We start from the raw sequence: 17318 nt of genomic DNA on the forward strand, positions 1-17318 counted from the left end.
TTAATAATAACAGAAAAAATTTAAAAATGCAGCATTAAAATTCTTTACTTTGCAGCTCTTTTACGGTCGTTAGGGTCAAGCATAGCTTTACGTAGACGAATAGATTTCGGTGTTACTTCAACTCGCTCGTCATCCTGTATATAGCTGATTGCCTGCTCTAACGTTAAAAGCATCAGCGGAGTTAGCCTTATAGCTTCGTCTTTACCTGCTGCTCTAACATTGCTTAATTGCTTCGCTTTTAGTGGGTTTACCTCTAAATCATTATCACGATTATGTTCGCCGATAATCATACCTCTATATACTTTATCGCTAGGGTTTATAAACATTTTCCCCCTTTCTTCTAGATTCCATAGAGCATATGCGACAGCTGCCCCGTCACCGTTAGAGATAAGCACGCCGTTACGTCTTCCCTCGATATTTCCTTTATAATCAGCGTATCCGTGAAAAATACGGTTCATAATTCCTGTACCACGTGTTTCGGTTAGAAATTGGCTGTGATAGCCGATTAATCCTCTAGACGGTCCAATAAACGTAACACGGCTTTTACCTCCGCCTGACGGTCTCATATCAGTCATTTCGGCTTTTCTAAGTGCTAAAGATTTTATGACTACTCCAACATAATCGTCATCAACGTCAACTTGAATTTCTTCCATTGGCTCTTGCTTATTACCTTTCTCATCGGTTTGGAATAATACTTCCGGTCTACTGATAGATAACTCAAATCCTTCACGACGCATAGTTTCGATTAAGATACCAAGCTGTAATTCTCCTCGTCCTGCAACTTGGAAAGCATTTTTTTCAGCTGCTTCGGTAACTTTTAATGCAACGTTACTCTCAAGCTCACGCATTAACCTAGCTCCAATCAAGCTCGATGTTACTTTTGTCCCTTCGCTTCCTGCAAGCGGTGAGTCATTAACGCTAAAAGTCATGGATAAAGTCGGCGGATCGATAGGTAGAGACGGTACGGCCTCAGTTACTTCAGGTGAACATATAGTATCGGCAACGTTGGCATTTTCAACGCCTGCTACGGCAATAATATCACCGGCTGTAGCCTCGTCTATAGCTATTCTTTCTAAGCCTCTAAATGCTAATATTTTAGTGATACGTCCAGTTTCAAGTACTTTATTCTCACGATTTAATACTTTTACGTTTTGGTTGATTTTAACAGTGCCGCTTTGTACACGTCCCGTTAAAACCCTACCGAAGAAAGAATTATATTCTCTAGTAGTAACAAGCATAGAAAATGGGGCTTTATCATCGGCTGCGGGCGTAGGTACATGTGTTACTATAAGGTCGAAAAGCGGTGCTAAATCATCTGCTAAATTGTCTAAAGGATTAATTTTATCATCAAAGTTTAAAGATGCTCTCCCTGCTCTACCTGATGCATAAACTATAGGGAAGTCAAGCTGATCGTTATTGGCCTCTAACGCTACAAATAGCTCGAATACTTCGTCGATAACTTCTTTAATTCTTTGGTCATCCCTATCTATTTTATTAATAACGACAATAGGTTTTAAGCCGCGATTTAACGCTTTAGAAAGCACAAATTTTGTTTGCGGCATCGGTCCTTCAGAAGCGTCGACAAGTAACACAACACCGTCAACCATGCTTAATATGCGTTCTACTTCACCGCCAAAATCAGCATGTCCCGGCGTATCGACGATATTAATACGGATATCGTTCCACATAAAAGCAGTGCATTTGGCTAGTATGGTAATACCGCGTTCACGCTCAAGATCGTTAGAGTCCATAGCACGCTCGGCTACTGCTTGGTTAGCTCTAAATGTTCCGCTTTGTTTAAGCATGTTATCAACAAGCGTAGTTTTCCCATGATCAACGTGGGCAATAATTGCTATATTACGAATAGATGTCATCTTTAAAAATTCTCACAAGTGTACAATAGTCTTCCATATTATACACTAAAATACCAAAAATTGGAATAAAGTTCTTGAAAAAGAAATTGATTTAACCTCAGAATAAAAATTACTAAGAATTTTTAAACTTTAAAATAAGAGAAATTAATGAACGATAATACAGCTTTATTTATATTTGATTTTGACAATACTTTAGTTGGACATTCGCATAATTATATCGGGGAGAGGTTAGGAGGTTTAATAGTACGTAATATACAAAATCGCTTTTTTAGATCAGATAGTGAACGTGCTAAGGAAATAGCTAGGCTTGAGCAAAAATTTTCTATAGAGCTGATGGAGAGGTTCCTAGATAATGAAAATTTAGGTTGGAAAAATGAAGAGCAAATAGCACGCCTTTTTAAGAATATTATATTATCTGGTCATAAAATAGCTATAGCATCATTTAATGGTTATCCTCATGCTGTAAAATATGCATTAGAAAGGTTACTAGGAAAGGAAGATGTAGCAAAAATTTATATAAAATCAGCTTTACCTTCTAATAATTTTGAAGAAATACAAAATTGTACTAAAAAAGAATATATAAGAGAAATAATGAATAATACCGAAATAACTAATAAAAAAACATATTTTCCATGGATGATGATATTAAACATGTCAATGCTGCAAAAGACTATGGTATTACAGCAGTTTTGGTTAAGAACAAGGGAACTGAGCATATTCATAAAGCTTTTAATTTTTTATATGAATTTAATGAACAGCATGAAATTTATGTTGAACTAGAAGAACCTGCTACTGAACCGCTGAGTGATGAAGAGAATACCTGTTTAAGTCCTGGAGCAATAACAGCTATTCCGTTTGATCCAATTTCAAGGGAGGATTATTTGGATAGTGAATATACACCATGGGGAGGCGGGGATGTGCCAATGTTAGGTAAAGGTTAAGTTTTTAATTATAGACAAATCACCTGATGTTATTTATTCTTAGATTAATAGGGGTGTTGCTCCAATGTCATCCCCGCGTAGGCGGGAATGACATCCTTAAATATAACACTTAAGTCTAGATTATAGGATCAAGGATGATATACCGAATATTATGTTTATGCATATTCATAATAAATTTCTCAATGATCACGGAGGCACAAAACGTGCCGATTAAAGAAGATAATTTTAAAGTTAGAGTAGCTGTTGCTGATGTACAATCTATATTGGAAGGTTCGATAGCTATAAAAGATTTGCGTAATAAAATCGAAAAGCTTAATCATAAAATTCAAGAGGATATTGCTGCAAAAGAAGCAAAATTTAAACCGCTGGAAGAGAAGCTGCTAAATGAGCGTTCTAATTTAAGTGAAACCGAATTTGAGCATAAAGTAAACGAATTTAATGCAAAAGTTAGCCACGTTAGAAAAGAAATTCAGATTAAGAAAACAAAGCTTGAACAAGCCCACGCTGAGGCTATGAGTAGAGTACATGAAACAACTATTACAATAATTAGTGAACTTGCTGAGAAATATAACCTTAATTTGGTAATTCCAAGTGCTCAAGTCTTATATGCCAAAAATAATTTGAATATAACTTCCGAAGTGACTTTTATGTTGAATGAAAGGTTAAAAGAAGTAACTATAAACTATTAATGGCGTTGTTGTATGGTTTAGTTTAACGTCATTGCGAGGAAAATTACGAAGTAATTGACGAAGCAATCTCAGGATATTTGACGAGATTGCCACGCAGCCTAACGGCTGCTCGCAATGATGTGGTGGTATCCACACGAGCAGTGCTATTATTTAACGAGAGTATTTAATATGGCAGAATTTACACCGATTACAATTGCATACGGGGACGGTATAGGGTCTGAAATAATGGAGGCAGTGCTTTATATATTATGTAAAGCCGAAGCTCGTATTCGTTTAGAAACCATTGAAGTAGGTGAAAAACTTTACAAGAAGCATTATACTTCAGGCATAAGCGAGGAAAGTTGGGAATCAATACAACGTACCGGTATTATACTTAAGGCTCCGATTACTACTCCGCAAGGTGGAGGATATAAAAGTTTAAACGTCACGATTCGTAAAACATTACAGCTTTTTGCTAATATTCGTCCTTCTGTTTCGTTTCATCCTTTTACTAAAACACTACATCCAAATCTAAACCTAACTATTATACGTGAAAATGAAGAAGATTTATACGCAGGTATAGAATACCGTCAAACGTATAATATGTATGAGTCGGTTAAGTTAATTAGTCGTACCGGTTGTGAAAAAATTATTAGATATGCTTTTGAATATGCGGTAAAAAATAACCGTAAAAAAGTCACGTGTTTAAGCAAAGATAATATTATGAAATTTTCCGATGGGGTTTTTCATAAAGTATTTAATGAGATTGCAAAAGAATATCCGCAAATTAATAATGAGCATTATATTATCGATATCGGTACGGCAAGGCTTGCTACCAACCCGGAAATATTTGACGTTATCGTGACTTCTAATTTATACGGCGATATTATCTCTGATGTAGCATCTGAAATTTCAGGCTCGGTAGGGCTTGCAGGTTCTGCAAATATCGGGCAGCATTATGCTATGTTTGAAGCGGTACATGGAAGTGCTCCCGATATTGCAGGCAAAGATATTGCTAATCCGTCAGGGCTTTTAAATGCTGCTATAATGATGCTAGTACATATAGGGCAGGGTGATATCGCTACATTAATCGAAAATGCTTGGAAAAAAACTATAGAGGATGGGATTCACACGACGGATATATATAACGAGCAGAGTTCTAGTAAAAAAGTCGGTACCAAAGAATTTGCCGAAGAAGTAACAAAAAGATTAGGACAGATACCGACAAAACTACCTAAAGCAGATTATCCATTAATTGCAGAGAAACAAGAAAATAATATAGAGTATAAGATTGATACCAAAGAAGTTAAGAAATTGGTTGGTACGGATATTTTTGTGAATATGGATGTATCTTCCGCTCACGATATAGCAGATAAAGTTAATAAGCTTGATCTTGGTAATTTTGAGCTAAAAACTATATCTTCCAAAGGGCTAAAATTATGGCCTCGTGATGCAAGATTTGAAACTGTTTCCGATCATTGGTGTTGTCGTTTTATGAATAAAGACGGCATGGAAATAAAGCATTTAGATATAACAAGATTGCTTGAAGCTTTAAGCAAAGCAAATATCGACTTTATCAAAGTAGAGAATTTATTTGAGTTTGATGGTGTGGCAGGTTATAGCTTGGCTCAGGGTGAGTGAACGAATTATTGTCATACCGTGGGTCAAGCCACGGTATGACACCGAGTACGTTTTTTGATCCACGCAACAATGCCTCGCGGGAATGACATAGAAGTGCATAATGAAATAACAAAGAAATAAAAACAATGACATTATACTATATCGGAATATTATTAGTAATTATTGGATTATTTGTTATATTTTCAGGGATAATCGGGTTTTTTAGATTTCCTGATTTTTATACTAAATTACATGCTGCAAGTGTTATTGAGAGTTTTGGAGTGCCTATTTGCTTAATAGGTTTTGCGTGCATTGAAGCAAATATTGTTAACTCTATTAAATTAATTTTAGCGGCTTTATTGATTTTTCTACTAAATCCGGTAGCAACTCATGCACTTGGTAAAGCATCTTTATTTATGAAAATTAGAGCTTATAGTACCGTCATTGCGAGGAAAATTACGAAGTAATTGACGAAGCAATCTCAGGATGCTTGATAAGATTGCCACGTCGAAACTACGTTTCTCCTCGCAATGACGTTAAATTTTAACAACCATATGACAGTAAATACAGCTTTAAATTTTGATCTCGGCAATTACCTACTTAACTTAATTGCTTTTTTATTAATTTTAATATCCATAAAAATAATTTTTGCTAAAGATTTACTAAATGCAGTTATTGCTTCCTCTGTATTTAGCTTATTAATCGGTGTATCTTATCTTATTATGGATGCTCCTGATGTCGCAATGACCGAAGCAGCACTTGGAGCTTGCTTATCAACATGCGTATATTTGAATTTGTTGCGTAAATTACCTTCGGATTTAAAGAATATTGAGAGAACTAATATTATTCCAGCAAGTTTAATATGTTTATTGTTTGTAGTAACTCTTGCTTATATGGGGCTAGAATTACCGAATTACGGTGATGATAATGCTCCTATTCATATGCATTCAAGTAAATATTATATCGAAAATACCTCTAGAGATATAGGTGTACCTTCTTTTGTTGCGGCTATTCTTGCAAGTTATCGTGGATATGATACTTTAGGTGAAACTAGCGTAATTTTAATTGCAGGAATTGCTGTATTATTGGTATTTTCAAAGGAGGGTGTCATACCGTGGCTTGACCACGGTATCTCAGGACACAGCAGGCGATACAAGATCCCGTGGTCAAGCCACGGGATGACAAATCCAATAATAAAATATATCACTAGTTTTATAATACCTTATATAATTTTATATAGTATATATATTCAGCTTAACGGTGAGTCTTCGCCGGGTGGTGGGTTTCAAGCAGGTGTTATATTTGCATCTAGCCTTATTGCTTATGATTTAGTTTACGGTAATCGAAAATTAAGCCGGTATTTTCCTCCTAGTGTGCTAATTTGTATTGCTGTTTTAGGTGTAGCAATATATGCAATTGTAGGAACAATATCACTATTTTTTAATGATAATTATTTAAATTATTATTCACTAACAAATTTTATCAATGATAAGCTACTTGCTCAGCATATTGCTATAGTTATTGTTGAAATTGGTATAGGTTTGACTGTCGCAGCTATTATGTACTTAATTTACAACGTATTTAATAATTATGAATAACCTATTTGTATTAATTAAGCGTGAATTTATAGTGCAGAATCGCATTAATAATATAATTAAATATATAGTTATATTTTTTTTATTTTGCATAATTAGTACTGTTTTAATTAATAGTGAAAGGGATATTAACAAATTCGGTTTAATTTTTTCGGTAATTTGTTTATTAATTTCATTAATCGGTTTTTCTTCGGTTATATTTAAATCTGATTTGGAAGACGGAAGCTTAGAGTTATTATTATCAATTGTTAGTCATGAAAAAATTATATTGGCTAAATTTTTTGCTATATTTATCAGTAGTACGGTGGGGCTGGTTTTTGTTTTACCCATTATTTATGTTTTTTTTGATCAAACTTTGCTTGAGATAGTATTTTTCTTCATTAGTGTATGGATGATATTAGTTTTATCAAGTAGTTTAGTAGTTTTATCTGGTAGCGTGCAATGTTATTTTAAGAAGAATGCTAATTTTGTCGGTACGTTTATTATGCCGTTATTAATTCCGAATATTATAATGACAGGTTTAATATTACAAGATAATAACTTACAATTAATTTTTATTATGATAGGAATTAATTTAGTATTTTTACCGATTTCATTCTTCTTGAGTTCCTATTTAATTAAAAATATTTGTAATATTACGTGATTTTGCTTTATTTTTACTAATGTAGTGATATAAAATAAGATGAATGTTATTAATAATTTTTTTGAGAAAAATATATGTGGCAGGCTTTACGAAGGTTAATTGCAGCAAATCCTATGGGATTTTTTCTGTGGTCTATTATCGCTAAATGGTATTTAATTATAGCAGTTGCTTCCTTAATTACTTTATATTATACAGTATTGGGCTTAAAAAAAATTGGGTTTATAGATTATTTTACTGAAACTACAGTCGAGATATTATATACAACTAAAGCAGTTGCTCAAAATTGTACTACAAAACTCGCTCCTAATTGGAATCATTTAGTTAGTTTTTGGAATTGCTTAAGTAATCCTGGAGGATATAAGCATGAAGAAGGGACAGGAGCAAAAGTGTTAGAAGATGAAATAAATAAGCTTACGCCAAAACAAGCAGATAGTGTTGCAGACGCTGAACGTCCTATAATAAATCCTTATGAAGAACTAGAAAATCCAAATAATCTTAATAATACCCCAAGCGGTAGTAATAATAATCGTTAATTTATGTCACTTTAATATTATATGTCGGATACTGAAGATAATAAAAACAAACAAACTACACGTCGTGATTTTATGGTTCTAACGGCTAGTAGTGTTGCAGCGGTTGGGGCAGCATGTACTCTTTGGCCTCTCATTGATTCTTTAAACCCTTCTGCAGACGTGCTAGCTTTATCATCAATTGAGGTTGATTTATCAAATATTGCGGTAGGTCAAACAGTTACGGTTAAATGGCAAGGTAAACCGGTTTTTATCACTAACCGTACTCCTGATAAAATAGCTGAAGCAAGAGCCGTAAAAATGTCGGAACTTATTGATCCTGAGACTGATGAAGCACGTGTGAAAGTAGGGCATGATAATTGGTTGGTGACTATCGGAATCTGCACGCATTTAGGTTGTGTGCCGCTTGCTAATCAAGGTGAATATGATGGATGGTTCTGTCCGTGCCATGGCTCACAATATGATTCTTCAGGTAGAGTTAGAAGAGGTCCTGCTCCTTTAAATTTAGCAGTACCGCCTTATACCTTTATTAGCGACAAAAAAATTAGAATTGGGTAGTTATTTATGAATGAAGATATTACCCCTAAAAAGCCCTCAATGTCATACCGTGGCTTGACCACGGTATCCAAAAAAACAACTGAAAAACCGATTAATGGTGTGAGTACCGGATTGACGCACAAATTACCTCTAGAAGTAGAATTTGGGAAGAACTCTATTATTGAGTGGATAGATTATCGTCTACCGATTTTCTCTTTCCTAAAGTATTTTAGCCATTATCAGACTCCAAAAAATCTTAGCTATTTGTGGAATTTAGGCTCTATTGCCGGTATTGCGTTGGTAATTCAGATAATTACCGGCGTGGTGCTTGCTATGCACTATACACCGCATGTTGATCATGCTTTTGATAGTGTTGAGCGAATCATGCGTAACGTGAATTACGGTTGGTTACTGCGTTATACTCATGCGGTAGGTGCATCGATGTTTTTTGCTGCCGTTTATTTGCACATAGCACGGGGACTGTATTACGGTTCTTATAAAGCACCGAGAGAACTGCTTTGGCATATCGGTATTATCATTTTTCTAACCATGATGGCTACTGCGTTTATGGGTTACGTGCTTCCTTGGGGGCAGATGAGCTACTGGGGTGCTACGGTAATTACTAATTTATTCTCGGCTATTCCGCTAATAGGGGGATCTATAGTTACGTGGTTATGGGGTGGTTTTTCCGTTGATAATCCGACATTAAATAGGTTCTTCTCGCTGCATTATTTATTGCCGTTTATTATTGTCGCTCTTGTGATGCTGCATTTAGTAGCCTTACATCAGCATGGTTCAAATAATCCGAAAGGTATCGACGTTAAAAGTCCTAAAGATACTATTCCTTTCCACCCTTATTATACCGTAAAGGATTTTGTCGGTTTCGGAGTTTATTTCATAATATTTGCCTATTTTATTTTTTACGAACCTAATTATTTAGGACATCCTGATAATTACATTCCGGCAAATCCGTTAGTTACGCCTGCTCATATCGTACCTGAATGGTATTTTCTGCCGTTTTATGCGATCCTTAGAGCCGTACCTTCTAAGCTCGGTGGGGTGCTATTAATGTTCGGAAGTATATTCGTGTTATTCTTACTACCTTGGCTTGATACTTCAAAAGTTAGAAGTAGTAATTATAGACCGATATACCGAATTGCTTTTTGGATATTTATGGCAGATTGTTTATTGCTTGGTTATTTAGGCGGACAACCGGTGGAAGATCCGTATATTACCATTAGCCGCTTTGCTGCTTGTTACTACTTCTTCCATTTCTTAGTAGCTCTGCCGTTGATCGGTAAATATGAAAAACCGCTGCCGCTACCGGAGGAGTTGTAAGAGTTAAGTCATTGCGAAGAGATATGTCATTGCGAGGAAATTGCATAGCAATTGACGAAGCAATCTCAGGAGTTTGTTATTATTTCATGAGATTGCCACGCAGCCTATGGCTGCTCGCAATGACGTTTTTTGTATTATACAAATTTATGAAGCAACCAATAGTATATATAGTAACTAACGAGAAAAATGGTATACTCTATACTGGTGTTACTTCTAATTTAATAAAAAGAATATACCAACACAAAAATGATACAATTAAGGGGTTTAGTAAAAAGTATAATTGCAAAATTTTAGTATTTTATGAGATTCATCAAACTATGAATTCAGCAATAAATAGAGAAAAACAAATTAAAGCCGGTTCAAGAGACAAAAAAATTAAATTAATAGAACAAACAAATATAAATTGGGATGATTTATATAATGAAATTATTCTGTAATAAAAACATCATTGCAAGGAAAGACAAAATCTCGACACGACAATCTTATAAAATAATAATAAACTCCTGAGATTGTTTCGTCAAAATTTTCAATTTTTCCTCGCAATGACGATTCAAAAAAATTTATGAAAACTAAACTACTTATCTCTATCATCATACTACTAACTTCGTGCTTAAGTTTAGCCAACGAAGAAGCATTACATCCGAAAAAGATGAAATGGTCGTTTGACGGCATATTTGGCACAGTTAATCGTGAAGCAGCACAAAGAGGTTTTCAGGTCTATAAAGAAGTTTGTAGTGTCTGCCACGGTTTAAACAATTTATATTACCGTAATCTTAAAGATATCGGCTTTTCGGATGACGAGATAAAAGAAATCGCCAAAGGCTATACGGTAAAAGACGGACCTAATGATGACGGTGAGATGTTTGACCGTCCCGCTCTTCCCTCCGATCGTTTTGTACCTCCTTACCCTAATGAACAAGCAGCAAGGGCAGCTAATAACGGAGCACATCCTCCTGATCTATCTTTAATAATAAAAGCGCGTCATGACGGAGCTAATTATATATATTCGCTGCTTACCGGCTATACCGAACCACCGGCAGATTTTAAGCTAATGCAAGGGGCTCATTATAATCCGTATTTCCCTGGCGAGCAAATAGCAATGCCGCCGCCGCTTACAGACGGGCAGGTAACCTATATGGACGGTACTAACGCAAGCGTAGAGCAGATTGTCGCTGATGTTGCGGTATTCCTGCAATGGGCAGCTGAGCCGGAAATGGAACATCGTAAATCTATGGGTCTTAAAGTTATGATGTTTTTGGTAGTGTTTACTATCTTTTTCTATATTGCAAAAAACCGCATTTGGTCTAATTTAAAGTAATTCGAAAATCGTCATTGCGAGAAGAAACTGTAAGTTTCGACGAAGCAATCTCAGGAGTTTATAATTTATTATTTCATGAGATTGCCGCACAGTCTACGACTGCTCGCAAGGTATTGTTGCGTGGATCTAAAAACGCGTTCGGTGTCATACCGTGGCTTGACCACAGTATCCAGAAAAACAACTTAAAATACTAAAATTTTAGTATTTTAAGCTGGATCCCGCGATCAAGTCGCGGGATGATGACACTGGAAAAACTGATCCACGCAACAAGGTCTGCTCGCAATGATAACTTGGGTATCCATGCAACAACGTCCCTCTCATAATGACTTATCTCTGCTATACTTATCCTAAAATTTATATAGATAGGTATTTATGATTACTTTATTTGCAGTGATTACAGGCTTTATTAGCTCTATCATTCCTGAGGTTTTAAAAATATACAAAGATATTAACGACAAAAAACACGAGATAAATATTTTAGATCGTCAAATTGCCAATAACAAACTCAATCAATCCAAGACTTTTACAGAGCTTACCATATCACAAGAAATGGCAGAGCAATATTCTCTTTACTCCACTTATAAATCAGGTGGTTAGTTGGGTCGATGCTTTAAACGGCTCGGTAAGGCCGGTACTTGCTTATAGCTTTTTTTGCAATGTATGGAGGAGTTAAATATGTTCAATATATAGCTAGACCATAGTAAATAGGTACAGTTAAATAAACTTTAGTACGTGTTCTACAGCCATACTGATATCTTTGAATTGCCCCGTAACTTTTCTTATTTCGTTCTTAATCTTAAACCAATAATGTTCTATAGGATTTAAGTCTGGGCTATATGTAGGTAAGAATAAAATTCTGCACCCAACCGACTCGATTAATTCTCTTATTATATTATTCTTATGGAAGTTGATATTATCCATAATTACTGTTTGTCCAGGATGTAATTCTTTAGTTAATATAGTCTCTACATAGGTTGTAAATATTTCTTTATTACAATTTCCTTCAAATATTACTGGCGCTATAATTTGATTATTACGAAGCCCCGCTATCATACTGATCCTGGATTTATGTTGATACACTTTGTTTCCATAACATCTAGTACCTTTTATACTCCATCCATATTCTCTACAAGCATTATCTTCTATTCCTGACTCATCAATGAATACTAGAGTTTCTTTAGAAATTTGCTGTATCTTTTCTATAAATTCATTCCTTAAACCAATATCCCTTCTGGGATGAAGATGACTTTTTTTTATAAGTGTACCCTAGTAGTTTTCTATAGTAATTTATTCTAGTTCTTTGTAATCTATTACCTAGTATAATACTTAATTCTTTAGCTGTTTTATCATGATTATTGATAATTAATTCTTCAAATTCTTTGAGATTTATTTTTGCATTATAACCCTTTGCTGGACCATAAGGTTTTGCTTTTATATCTCCTGTTTCCCATTTAAGAGTTTTCCATCTATATATAGTGTTACGACCTATATTGAATATTTTACATGCTTTAACAATTGAGAGCCCATCATCTAGAGCTTTGAATAGTTTCATTCTTAAATCGTAACTGTAACTGCTTGCCATAATTTATTTATTATCATTTATAACATATATATTAGCATAGTATGTACCTATTTACTATGGTCTAGCTATAAATCATTAAAAAGCTCTGCCCTGCTAGTGGAGTATCTAGATATATTATGGAGTATAGAAGATCAAACTATTTTTGCAGGGATTATTAGCTTTTATTTTGGTCAACATACTTTTAGCAAATTATGGAAGTATACTCGATGAACTTTAAAAATTGGCTACGTCATCCTACAAGTACTGCAGTACTCACATATTAAATATATGCTCCGTTCCTCGTCTTGTGGATTCCTTGCTCTTTTTAAAGTTGATCTTCATATACGTATTTTCATTTACTTAGGGAATATATTAGGCTTGAATTTTAAACTAAAAAATATACTTATTTTATTTCTTTGAGATAAAACCTTTCTCTATATAGTTAGGTAATTTTATTAGCTCCTGCTTTAGTTCATTATCTACTCCCATGGTTTCAAATTTTCGATCGACTAAGAAAATTATAGGTTTAGTGTTATGAATAAAGAAGAAGTCAAAATTCGGTTTGTTATCAAAATATCGATTAACACGAGGGAAGTGATAAGCATGAGTAACAATTGCAATTTCGGCGTTATTTAAATCAATATTACTGTTTTGATGTTCTTTATATAAAGTTTTAAATTGTCTGCCGGTATTGGTTTGGTTTTCCGGTAACGTGAAAATATAGAAACTTTCTTTTGGATAATCGGTAATAATATTTTTATCAAGGGCTTCTTTTAGTAAGCTATTATCATATGCTCCGCCGTTAAACAAAATCATCGGTCTGTATTTTTTCAGTTCTTCATATGTTAGGCTAGATATTTGCTTATCAAGTTTTTTAGCTGCAACTTCTCTTGCAATCTCTATGCCAAGCCTCATCCTATTATATCCGTCCTCTTTATCTGCAGCCCCTATATTTTGAGTATCAGAATTAATCGGTATTTTTGTATAAGAATGTCTTGCAGATAAAACCCACACATATTTTATATTTTTATCTATTTCAGGATTTTCGGTTGCATAAATATTTTGTATTTCTGAGATAAAATTTTTGCGGATTTTTTCATTAGCAGGATCAAACTCTAGATTATTTAGATCGGTTATTATCTGCTCAAAATGTTTATCTTGAGTAAATTTTTGATAACTCTGAAATCCTAGAACCAAGGCCATAACTATAATAAATATAGAAATAGCAGCAGTAAAGTTTTTATAGTTTTTCATGTACGGCTGTCATCCCGCGACTTGATTGCGGGATCCAGTTAAAAATACTAATATTATTAGTATTTTTAGTTATTTTTTGGATCCCGTGGTCAAGCCACGGGATGACACCGAGGGCGTTTTCCGGTCCATGCAACAATGCCTCGCATGAATGACAAAATAATTTATTTTTTACCACCCGCATTTATAGATAAGCTTGCGGAAACAAATTCTTCAAGGTCACCGTCAAGCACTCCTTTAGTATCAGAAGTTTCATAATCGGTACGTAAATCTTTCACCATCTGATAAGGCTGTAAAATATATGATCTAATTTGATGCCCCCAGCTATTATCGGTTTTAGTGGCATTCTGCTCGTTAACGCTGTCTGTGCGTTTCTGCATTTCAAGCTCATAGAGTTTTGCTTGAAGCATTTTCATAGCTTGAGCTTTATTTTTATGCTGTGATCTATCGCTTTGGCATTGTGTTACCGTACCGGTCGGTATATGGGTGATACGTACCGCAGAATCGGTAGTATTAACGTGCTGTCCGCCTGCTCCGGATGCTCTAAAAGTATCGATTCTTAAGTCTTTATCCTCAATAGTAATTGCTATATTATCATCAATTTCGGGATATACCCAGCTACTTGCAAAGCTGGTCATTCTTTTACCTGCCGCATTAAACGGAGAAATACGCACTAATCTATGAACGCCCGCTTCGGTCTTAAACCAGCCGTAAGCCCGCTTGCCTATTATCCTAATCGTGCATGATTTAATGCCTGCTTCTTCGCCGTTAATCATATTGATTATCTCGGTTTTAAAGCCGAGTCTTTCGGCAAAACGCAAATACATACGCATCATAATAGACGCCCAGTCATGGCTTTCAGTTCCTCCGGCTCCGGCATTAATCTCTAAAAAGCAATTATTGCCGTCTGCTTCACCTGAAAACAAACATTCCGTTTCAAATTTGGCAGCAATGATGCTTAAATTTTTTAAGTCCTGTTCAATTTGTGAAAGTGTTTCTAAATCGTTTTCGGCTTCAGCCATTTCTTCAAGTTCTAAAGCATCTTTTAAGTTAGATTTGAGTTTATTAAAAGCATTTAGTTTTTCTTCTAGATTACTTTTTTCTCGCAGTAATTTTTGAGCATTGGCTTGATCATTCCATAAACTCGGGTCGGCTGCTAATTCTTTTAGTTCTTTCAGTCTTTCAGTTGATGCTTCAACGTCAAAGTGACCTCCAAAGTAGTTCTAAAGACTGCTCAATTTTTTTTACATAATTTTCTATTTCAGCTCGCATTATTTTTCCTGTTATAAATTTCGATTTTGTTATATATTATCGTGATTGTAGCCGTCATTGCGAGGAAAAACTATAAGTTTTGATGAAGCAATCTCAGGAGTTTGTTATTATTTCATGAGATTGCCACGTCGAGGCTTCTCCTCTCCTCGCAATGAGGCATTGTTGCGTGGATCAATTCCACCGCTGTCATCCCGCGACTTAATTGCGGGATCCAGATTAAAATACTAAATATTTTAATATTTTTTATTGTTTTTTGGATCCCGTGGTCAAGCCACGGTATGATACCGAATGCGTTTTTCGATCCACGCAACAAAGTCTTGCAATGACGGGGATGACAAAATACAAATTATATCACAATAATTATGGATAATCAAAAATATATAAGGAACTTCTCAATAATCGCTCATATCGATCACGGTAAATCTACGTTAGCCGATAGGTTAATTGAGCATTGCGGTGGCTTGCAAGTTAGGGAAATGAGCCAGCAAGTGCTAGACTCGATGGATATCGAAAAAGAGAGAGGTATAACTATTAAGGCACAAACCGTGCGGCTTGTATATAAGGCTAAAGACGGTAACACCTACTATTTGAATCTAATGGACACTCCCGGGCATGTCGATTTTGCTTATGAAGTTAGTAGGTCACTTGCTGCTTGTGAAGGCTCGTTATTGGTAGTTGATAGTACGCAAGGAGTAGAAGCACAAACGCTTGCCAATGTTTACCAAGCAATCGAGAATGATCATGAAATAGTACCGGTGCTTAATAAGATTGATCTGCCGGCGTCAGAACCTGAACAGGTTAAGCAGCAAATAGAGGATATAATCGGGATCGATGCAAGTGAGGCTGTATTGATTTCGGCAAAAAGCGGTATAGGTATTGATTTAGTTTTAGAAGCAATAGTAAATAAATTACCTCCGCCGAAAGAAAGTAACAGTGATATTTTAAAAGCTTTGCTTGTTGATAGTTGGTATGACCCTTATCTTGGGGTGGTTATTTTAGTACGTGTTATTGATGGCTACTTACGTAAGAATATGCGGATTAAAATGATGGCTACTAACTCGGTTTATACCGTCGAAAATGTTGGCTATTTTACTCCGAAAAAACATATTTCGGATGTTCTGCATGCAGGCGAAATCGGCTTCTTTACTGCTTCTATAAAGCAAGTAGCGGATTGTAAAGTCGGGGATACTATCACTGATGAAAAAAAGCCTTGTGAGCAAGCTCTACCGGGTTTTAAACCAAACTTACCCGTAGTGTTTTGTGGTCTTTATCCAACGGATAGCTCGGAATTTGAGCATCTAAAGGATTCACTAGCTAAATTACGCCTTAATGATGCTAGTTTTGAGTATGAAATGGAAAGCTCTTCGGCACTCGGAGTAGGTTTTAGATGCGGCTTTTTAGGGCTGTTACATTTAGAGATAATCCAAGAACGTTTAAGTAGGGAATTCGATTTAGATTTAATCACTACCGCTCCAAGCGTGGTGTATAAAATTCATATGCGGGACGGTGAGAGCTTAGAGATACATAACCCGGCAGATTTGCCTGATTTACAAAAAATCGAATCGATGGAAGAGCCGTGGATTAAGGCAACTATAATGGTACCTGATGAGTTTTTAGGTGCGGTATTATCGCTTTGTACGGAAAAGAGAGGGATGCAGCTCGATCATAGCTATATAGCAAATAGGGCTAAAATAGTTTATAAATTACCACTAAATGAGATAGTTTACGATTTTTACGATCGTTTAAAAAGTTGCTCTAAAGGTTATGCAAGTTTTGAATGGCAAATGGATGTTTATGAACCTTCCGAGCTTGTTAAGCTTGGGATTTTGGTTAACGCAGAGGTGGTTGATGCACTATCCACAATCGTACACCGCTCACGTGCCGAGCAGAGGGGTAGGGCATTATGCGTAAGGTTAAAGGATTTAATACCGAGACAGCAGATTGATATAGCAATTCAAGCAAGTATAGGTAGCCGTATTATTGCTCGTGAGACTATTAAAGCCCTACGTAAAGATGTTTTATCTAAATGTTACGGCGGTGATATAAGCCGTAAACGTAAATTACTTGAGAAGCAAAAAGCAGGTAAAAAGAGAATGAGACAGTACGGTAATATCGAAATTCCGCAATCTGTGTTTATTGCAGCTTTAAAAATAGGTGATGAATAAAACTT

Annotated in this window: 16 protein-coding genes and 4 pseudogenes; 14 read left to right on the plus strand and 6 right to left on the minus strand. The window is 35.4% G+C overall.

What is annotated here, in order from left to right:
* Window positions 1–44: 44 nt before the first annotated feature.
* Window positions 45–1874 (minus strand): translational GTPase TypA, encoded by a 1830-nt coding sequence (gene typA / locus REIP_RS05570; protein ID WP_045804024.1) that lies wholly within the window; start codon window positions 1872–1874, stop codon window positions 45–47.
* Between the two features lie 147 nt (window positions 1875–2021).
* Here typA and REIP_RS13470 point away from each other — a divergent pair.
* The 13 genes and pseudogenes from REIP_RS13470 to REIP_RS05635 form a co-directional block, all read left to right on the plus strand.
* Window positions 2022–2246: pseudogene (locus tag REIP_RS13470) on the plus strand (hypothetical protein); the annotation flags it as partial.
* A 703-nt stretch (window positions 2247–2949) separates the two neighbouring features.
* Complete coding sequence (locus REIP_RS05585; protein ID WP_045804025.1) at window positions 2950–3504, plus strand: OmpH family outer membrane protein; 555 nt, start codon at window positions 2950–2952, stop codon at window positions 3502–3504.
* Window positions 3505–3672: 168 nt separating this feature from the next.
* Window positions 3673–5124, plus strand: coding sequence for an NADP-dependent isocitrate dehydrogenase (locus REIP_RS05590; RefSeq protein ID WP_045804352.1), 1452 nt, complete (start codon window positions 3673–3675; stop codon window positions 5122–5124).
* A gap of 125 nt (window positions 5125–5249) precedes the next feature.
* Window positions 5250–5570, plus strand: coding sequence for a Na+/H+ antiporter subunit G (locus tag REIP_RS05595; RefSeq protein WP_008580279.1), 321 nt, complete (start codon window positions 5250–5252; stop codon window positions 5568–5570).
* Between the two features lie 63 nt (window positions 5571–5633).
* On the plus strand, window positions 5634–6701 hold the full coding sequence (locus REIP_RS05600) for a DUF4040 domain-containing protein (protein ID WP_045804026.1): 1068 nt from the start codon (window positions 5634–5636) through the stop codon (window positions 6699–6701).
* Complete coding sequence (locus REIP_RS05605; RefSeq protein ID WP_045804027.1) at window positions 6694–7341, plus strand: heme exporter protein CcmB; 648 nt, start codon at window positions 6694–6696, stop codon at window positions 7339–7341. Before REIP_RS05600 ends, REIP_RS05605 begins: the two co-directional genes overlap by 8 nt.
* Window positions 7342–7415: 74 nt before the next feature.
* Complete coding sequence (locus tag REIP_RS05610; RefSeq protein ID WP_045804028.1) at window positions 7416–7874, plus strand: DUF2670 domain-containing protein; 459 nt, start codon at window positions 7416–7418, stop codon at window positions 7872–7874.
* 21 nt (window positions 7875–7895) lie between these two features.
* On the plus strand, window positions 7896–8429 hold the full coding sequence (gene petA, locus REIP_RS05615; RefSeq protein ID WP_023507693.1) for a ubiquinol-cytochrome c reductase iron-sulfur subunit: 534 nt from the start codon (window positions 7896–7898) through the stop codon (window positions 8427–8429).
* Between the two features lie 6 nt (window positions 8430–8435).
* Window positions 8436–9746: a cytochrome b N-terminal domain-containing protein gene (locus tag REIP_RS05620; RefSeq protein WP_231569258.1), complete on the plus strand. Its 1311-nt coding sequence runs from the start codon at window positions 8436–8438 to the stop codon at window positions 9744–9746.
* A 146-nt stretch (window positions 9747–9892) separates the two neighbouring features.
* Entirely contained in the window at window positions 9893–10183 is a 291-nt protein-coding gene (locus REIP_RS05625; protein WP_045804354.1) for a GIY-YIG nuclease family protein, read from the plus strand.
* 125 nt (window positions 10184–10308) lie between these two features.
* A complete protein-coding gene (locus REIP_RS05630) occupies window positions 10309–11064 on the plus strand; it encodes a cytochrome c1 (protein WP_045804029.1) in 756 nt (251 codons plus the stop codon).
* Window positions 11065–11078: 14 nt separating this feature from the next.
* Window positions 11079–11258: a hypothetical protein gene (locus tag REIP_RS09760; RefSeq protein WP_082068253.1), complete on the plus strand. Its 180-nt coding sequence runs from the start codon at window positions 11079–11081 to the stop codon at window positions 11256–11258.
* Between the two features lie 178 nt (window positions 11259–11436).
* A pseudogene (locus REIP_RS05635) lies at window positions 11437–11750 on the plus strand (hypothetical protein); the annotation flags it as partial.
* Between the two features lie 28 nt (window positions 11751–11778).
* Here REIP_RS05635 and REIP_RS09765 read toward each other — a convergent pair.
* The 5 genes and pseudogenes from REIP_RS09765 to REIP_RS12620 form a co-directional block, all read right to left on the minus strand.
* Window positions 11779–12646, minus strand: a protein-coding gene (locus REIP_RS09765; protein WP_156147374.1) for an IS630 family transposase whose coding sequence is annotated in 2 segments (ribosomal slippage) — window positions 11779–12318 and window positions 12320–12646 — 867 coding nt in all. Because the reading frame shifts where the segments join, the coding sequence is not laid out codon by codon here.
* Between the two features lie 611 nt (window positions 12647–13257).
* Window positions 13258–13441 (minus strand): annotated as a pseudogene (locus tag REIP_RS13475) (hypothetical protein).
* 439 nt (window positions 13442–13880) lie between these two features.
* Window positions 13881–14060, minus strand: a pseudogene (locus tag REIP_RS13705) (hypothetical protein); the annotation flags it as partial.
* A protein-coding gene (gene prfB / locus REIP_RS05660) for a peptide chain release factor 2 (RefSeq protein WP_156147434.1) occupies window positions 14041–15148 on the minus strand; the annotation gives its coding sequence in 2 pieces (ribosomal slippage) (window positions 14041–15078 and window positions 15080–15148; 1107 coding nt in all). The gene prfB and the pseudogene REIP_RS13705, both read right to left, overlap by 20 nt.
* Before the next feature lie 112 nt (window positions 15149–15260).
* Complete coding sequence (locus REIP_RS12620) at window positions 15261–15458, minus strand: hypothetical protein (protein ID WP_231569354.1); 198 nt, start codon at window positions 15456–15458, stop codon at window positions 15261–15263.
* 52 nt (window positions 15459–15510) lie between these two features.
* Between REIP_RS12620 and lepA the strand changes: the two genes are divergently transcribed.
* Window positions 15511–17313, plus strand: a complete 1803-nt coding sequence (gene lepA / locus REIP_RS05665; protein WP_045804033.1) for a translation elongation factor 4 — start codon at window positions 15511–15513, stop codon at window positions 17311–17313.
* Window positions 17314–17318 lie beyond the last annotated feature (5 nt).

Source organism: Rickettsia endosymbiont of Ixodes pacificus, from assembly GCF_000965155.1.
GTDB classification, from domain to species: domain Bacteria; phylum Pseudomonadota; class Alphaproteobacteria; order Rickettsiales; family Rickettsiaceae; genus Rickettsia; species Rickettsia tamurae.

What these genes read in the sequence shown, in the direction of transcription:
- REIP_RS05600 (WP_045804026.1), top strand. Translation starts at nt 5,634, where the DNA reads ATGACGTTAAATTTTAACAACCATATGACAGTAAATACAGCTTTAAAT.
- petA (WP_023507693.1), top strand. Translation starts at nt 7,896, where the DNA reads ATGTCGGATACTGAAGATAATAAAAACAAACAAACTACACGTCGTGAT.
- typA (WP_045804024.1), bottom strand. Translation starts at nt 1,874, where the DNA reads ATGACATCTATTCGTAATATAGCAATTATTGCCCACGTTGATCATGGG.
- lepA (WP_045804033.1), top strand. Translation starts at nt 15,511, where the DNA reads ATGGATAATCAAAAATATATAAGGAACTTCTCAATAATCGCTCATATC.
- REIP_RS05625 (WP_045804354.1), top strand. Translation starts at nt 9,893, where the DNA reads ATGAAGCAACCAATAGTATATATAGTAACTAACGAGAAAAATGGTATA.
- REIP_RS05620 (WP_231569258.1), top strand. Translation starts at nt 8,436, where the DNA reads ATGAATGAAGATATTACCCCTAAAAAGCCCTCAATGTCATACCGTGGC.
- REIP_RS05595 (WP_008580279.1), top strand. Translation starts at nt 5,250, where the DNA reads ATGACATTATACTATATCGGAATATTATTAGTAATTATTGGATTATTT.
- REIP_RS05590 (WP_045804352.1), top strand. Translation starts at nt 3,673, where the DNA reads ATGGCAGAATTTACACCGATTACAATTGCATACGGGGACGGTATAGGG.
- REIP_RS05610 (WP_045804028.1), top strand. Translation starts at nt 7,416, where the DNA reads ATGTGGCAGGCTTTACGAAGGTTAATTGCAGCAAATCCTATGGGATTT.
- REIP_RS05630 (WP_045804029.1), top strand. Translation starts at nt 10,309, where the DNA reads ATGAAAACTAAACTACTTATCTCTATCATCATACTACTAACTTCGTGC.
- REIP_RS05605 (WP_045804027.1), top strand. Translation starts at nt 6,694, where the DNA reads ATGAATAACCTATTTGTATTAATTAAGCGTGAATTTATAGTGCAGAAT.
- REIP_RS05585 (WP_045804025.1), top strand. Translation starts at nt 2,950, where the DNA reads ATGATATACCGAATATTATGTTTATGCATATTCATAATAAATTTCTCA.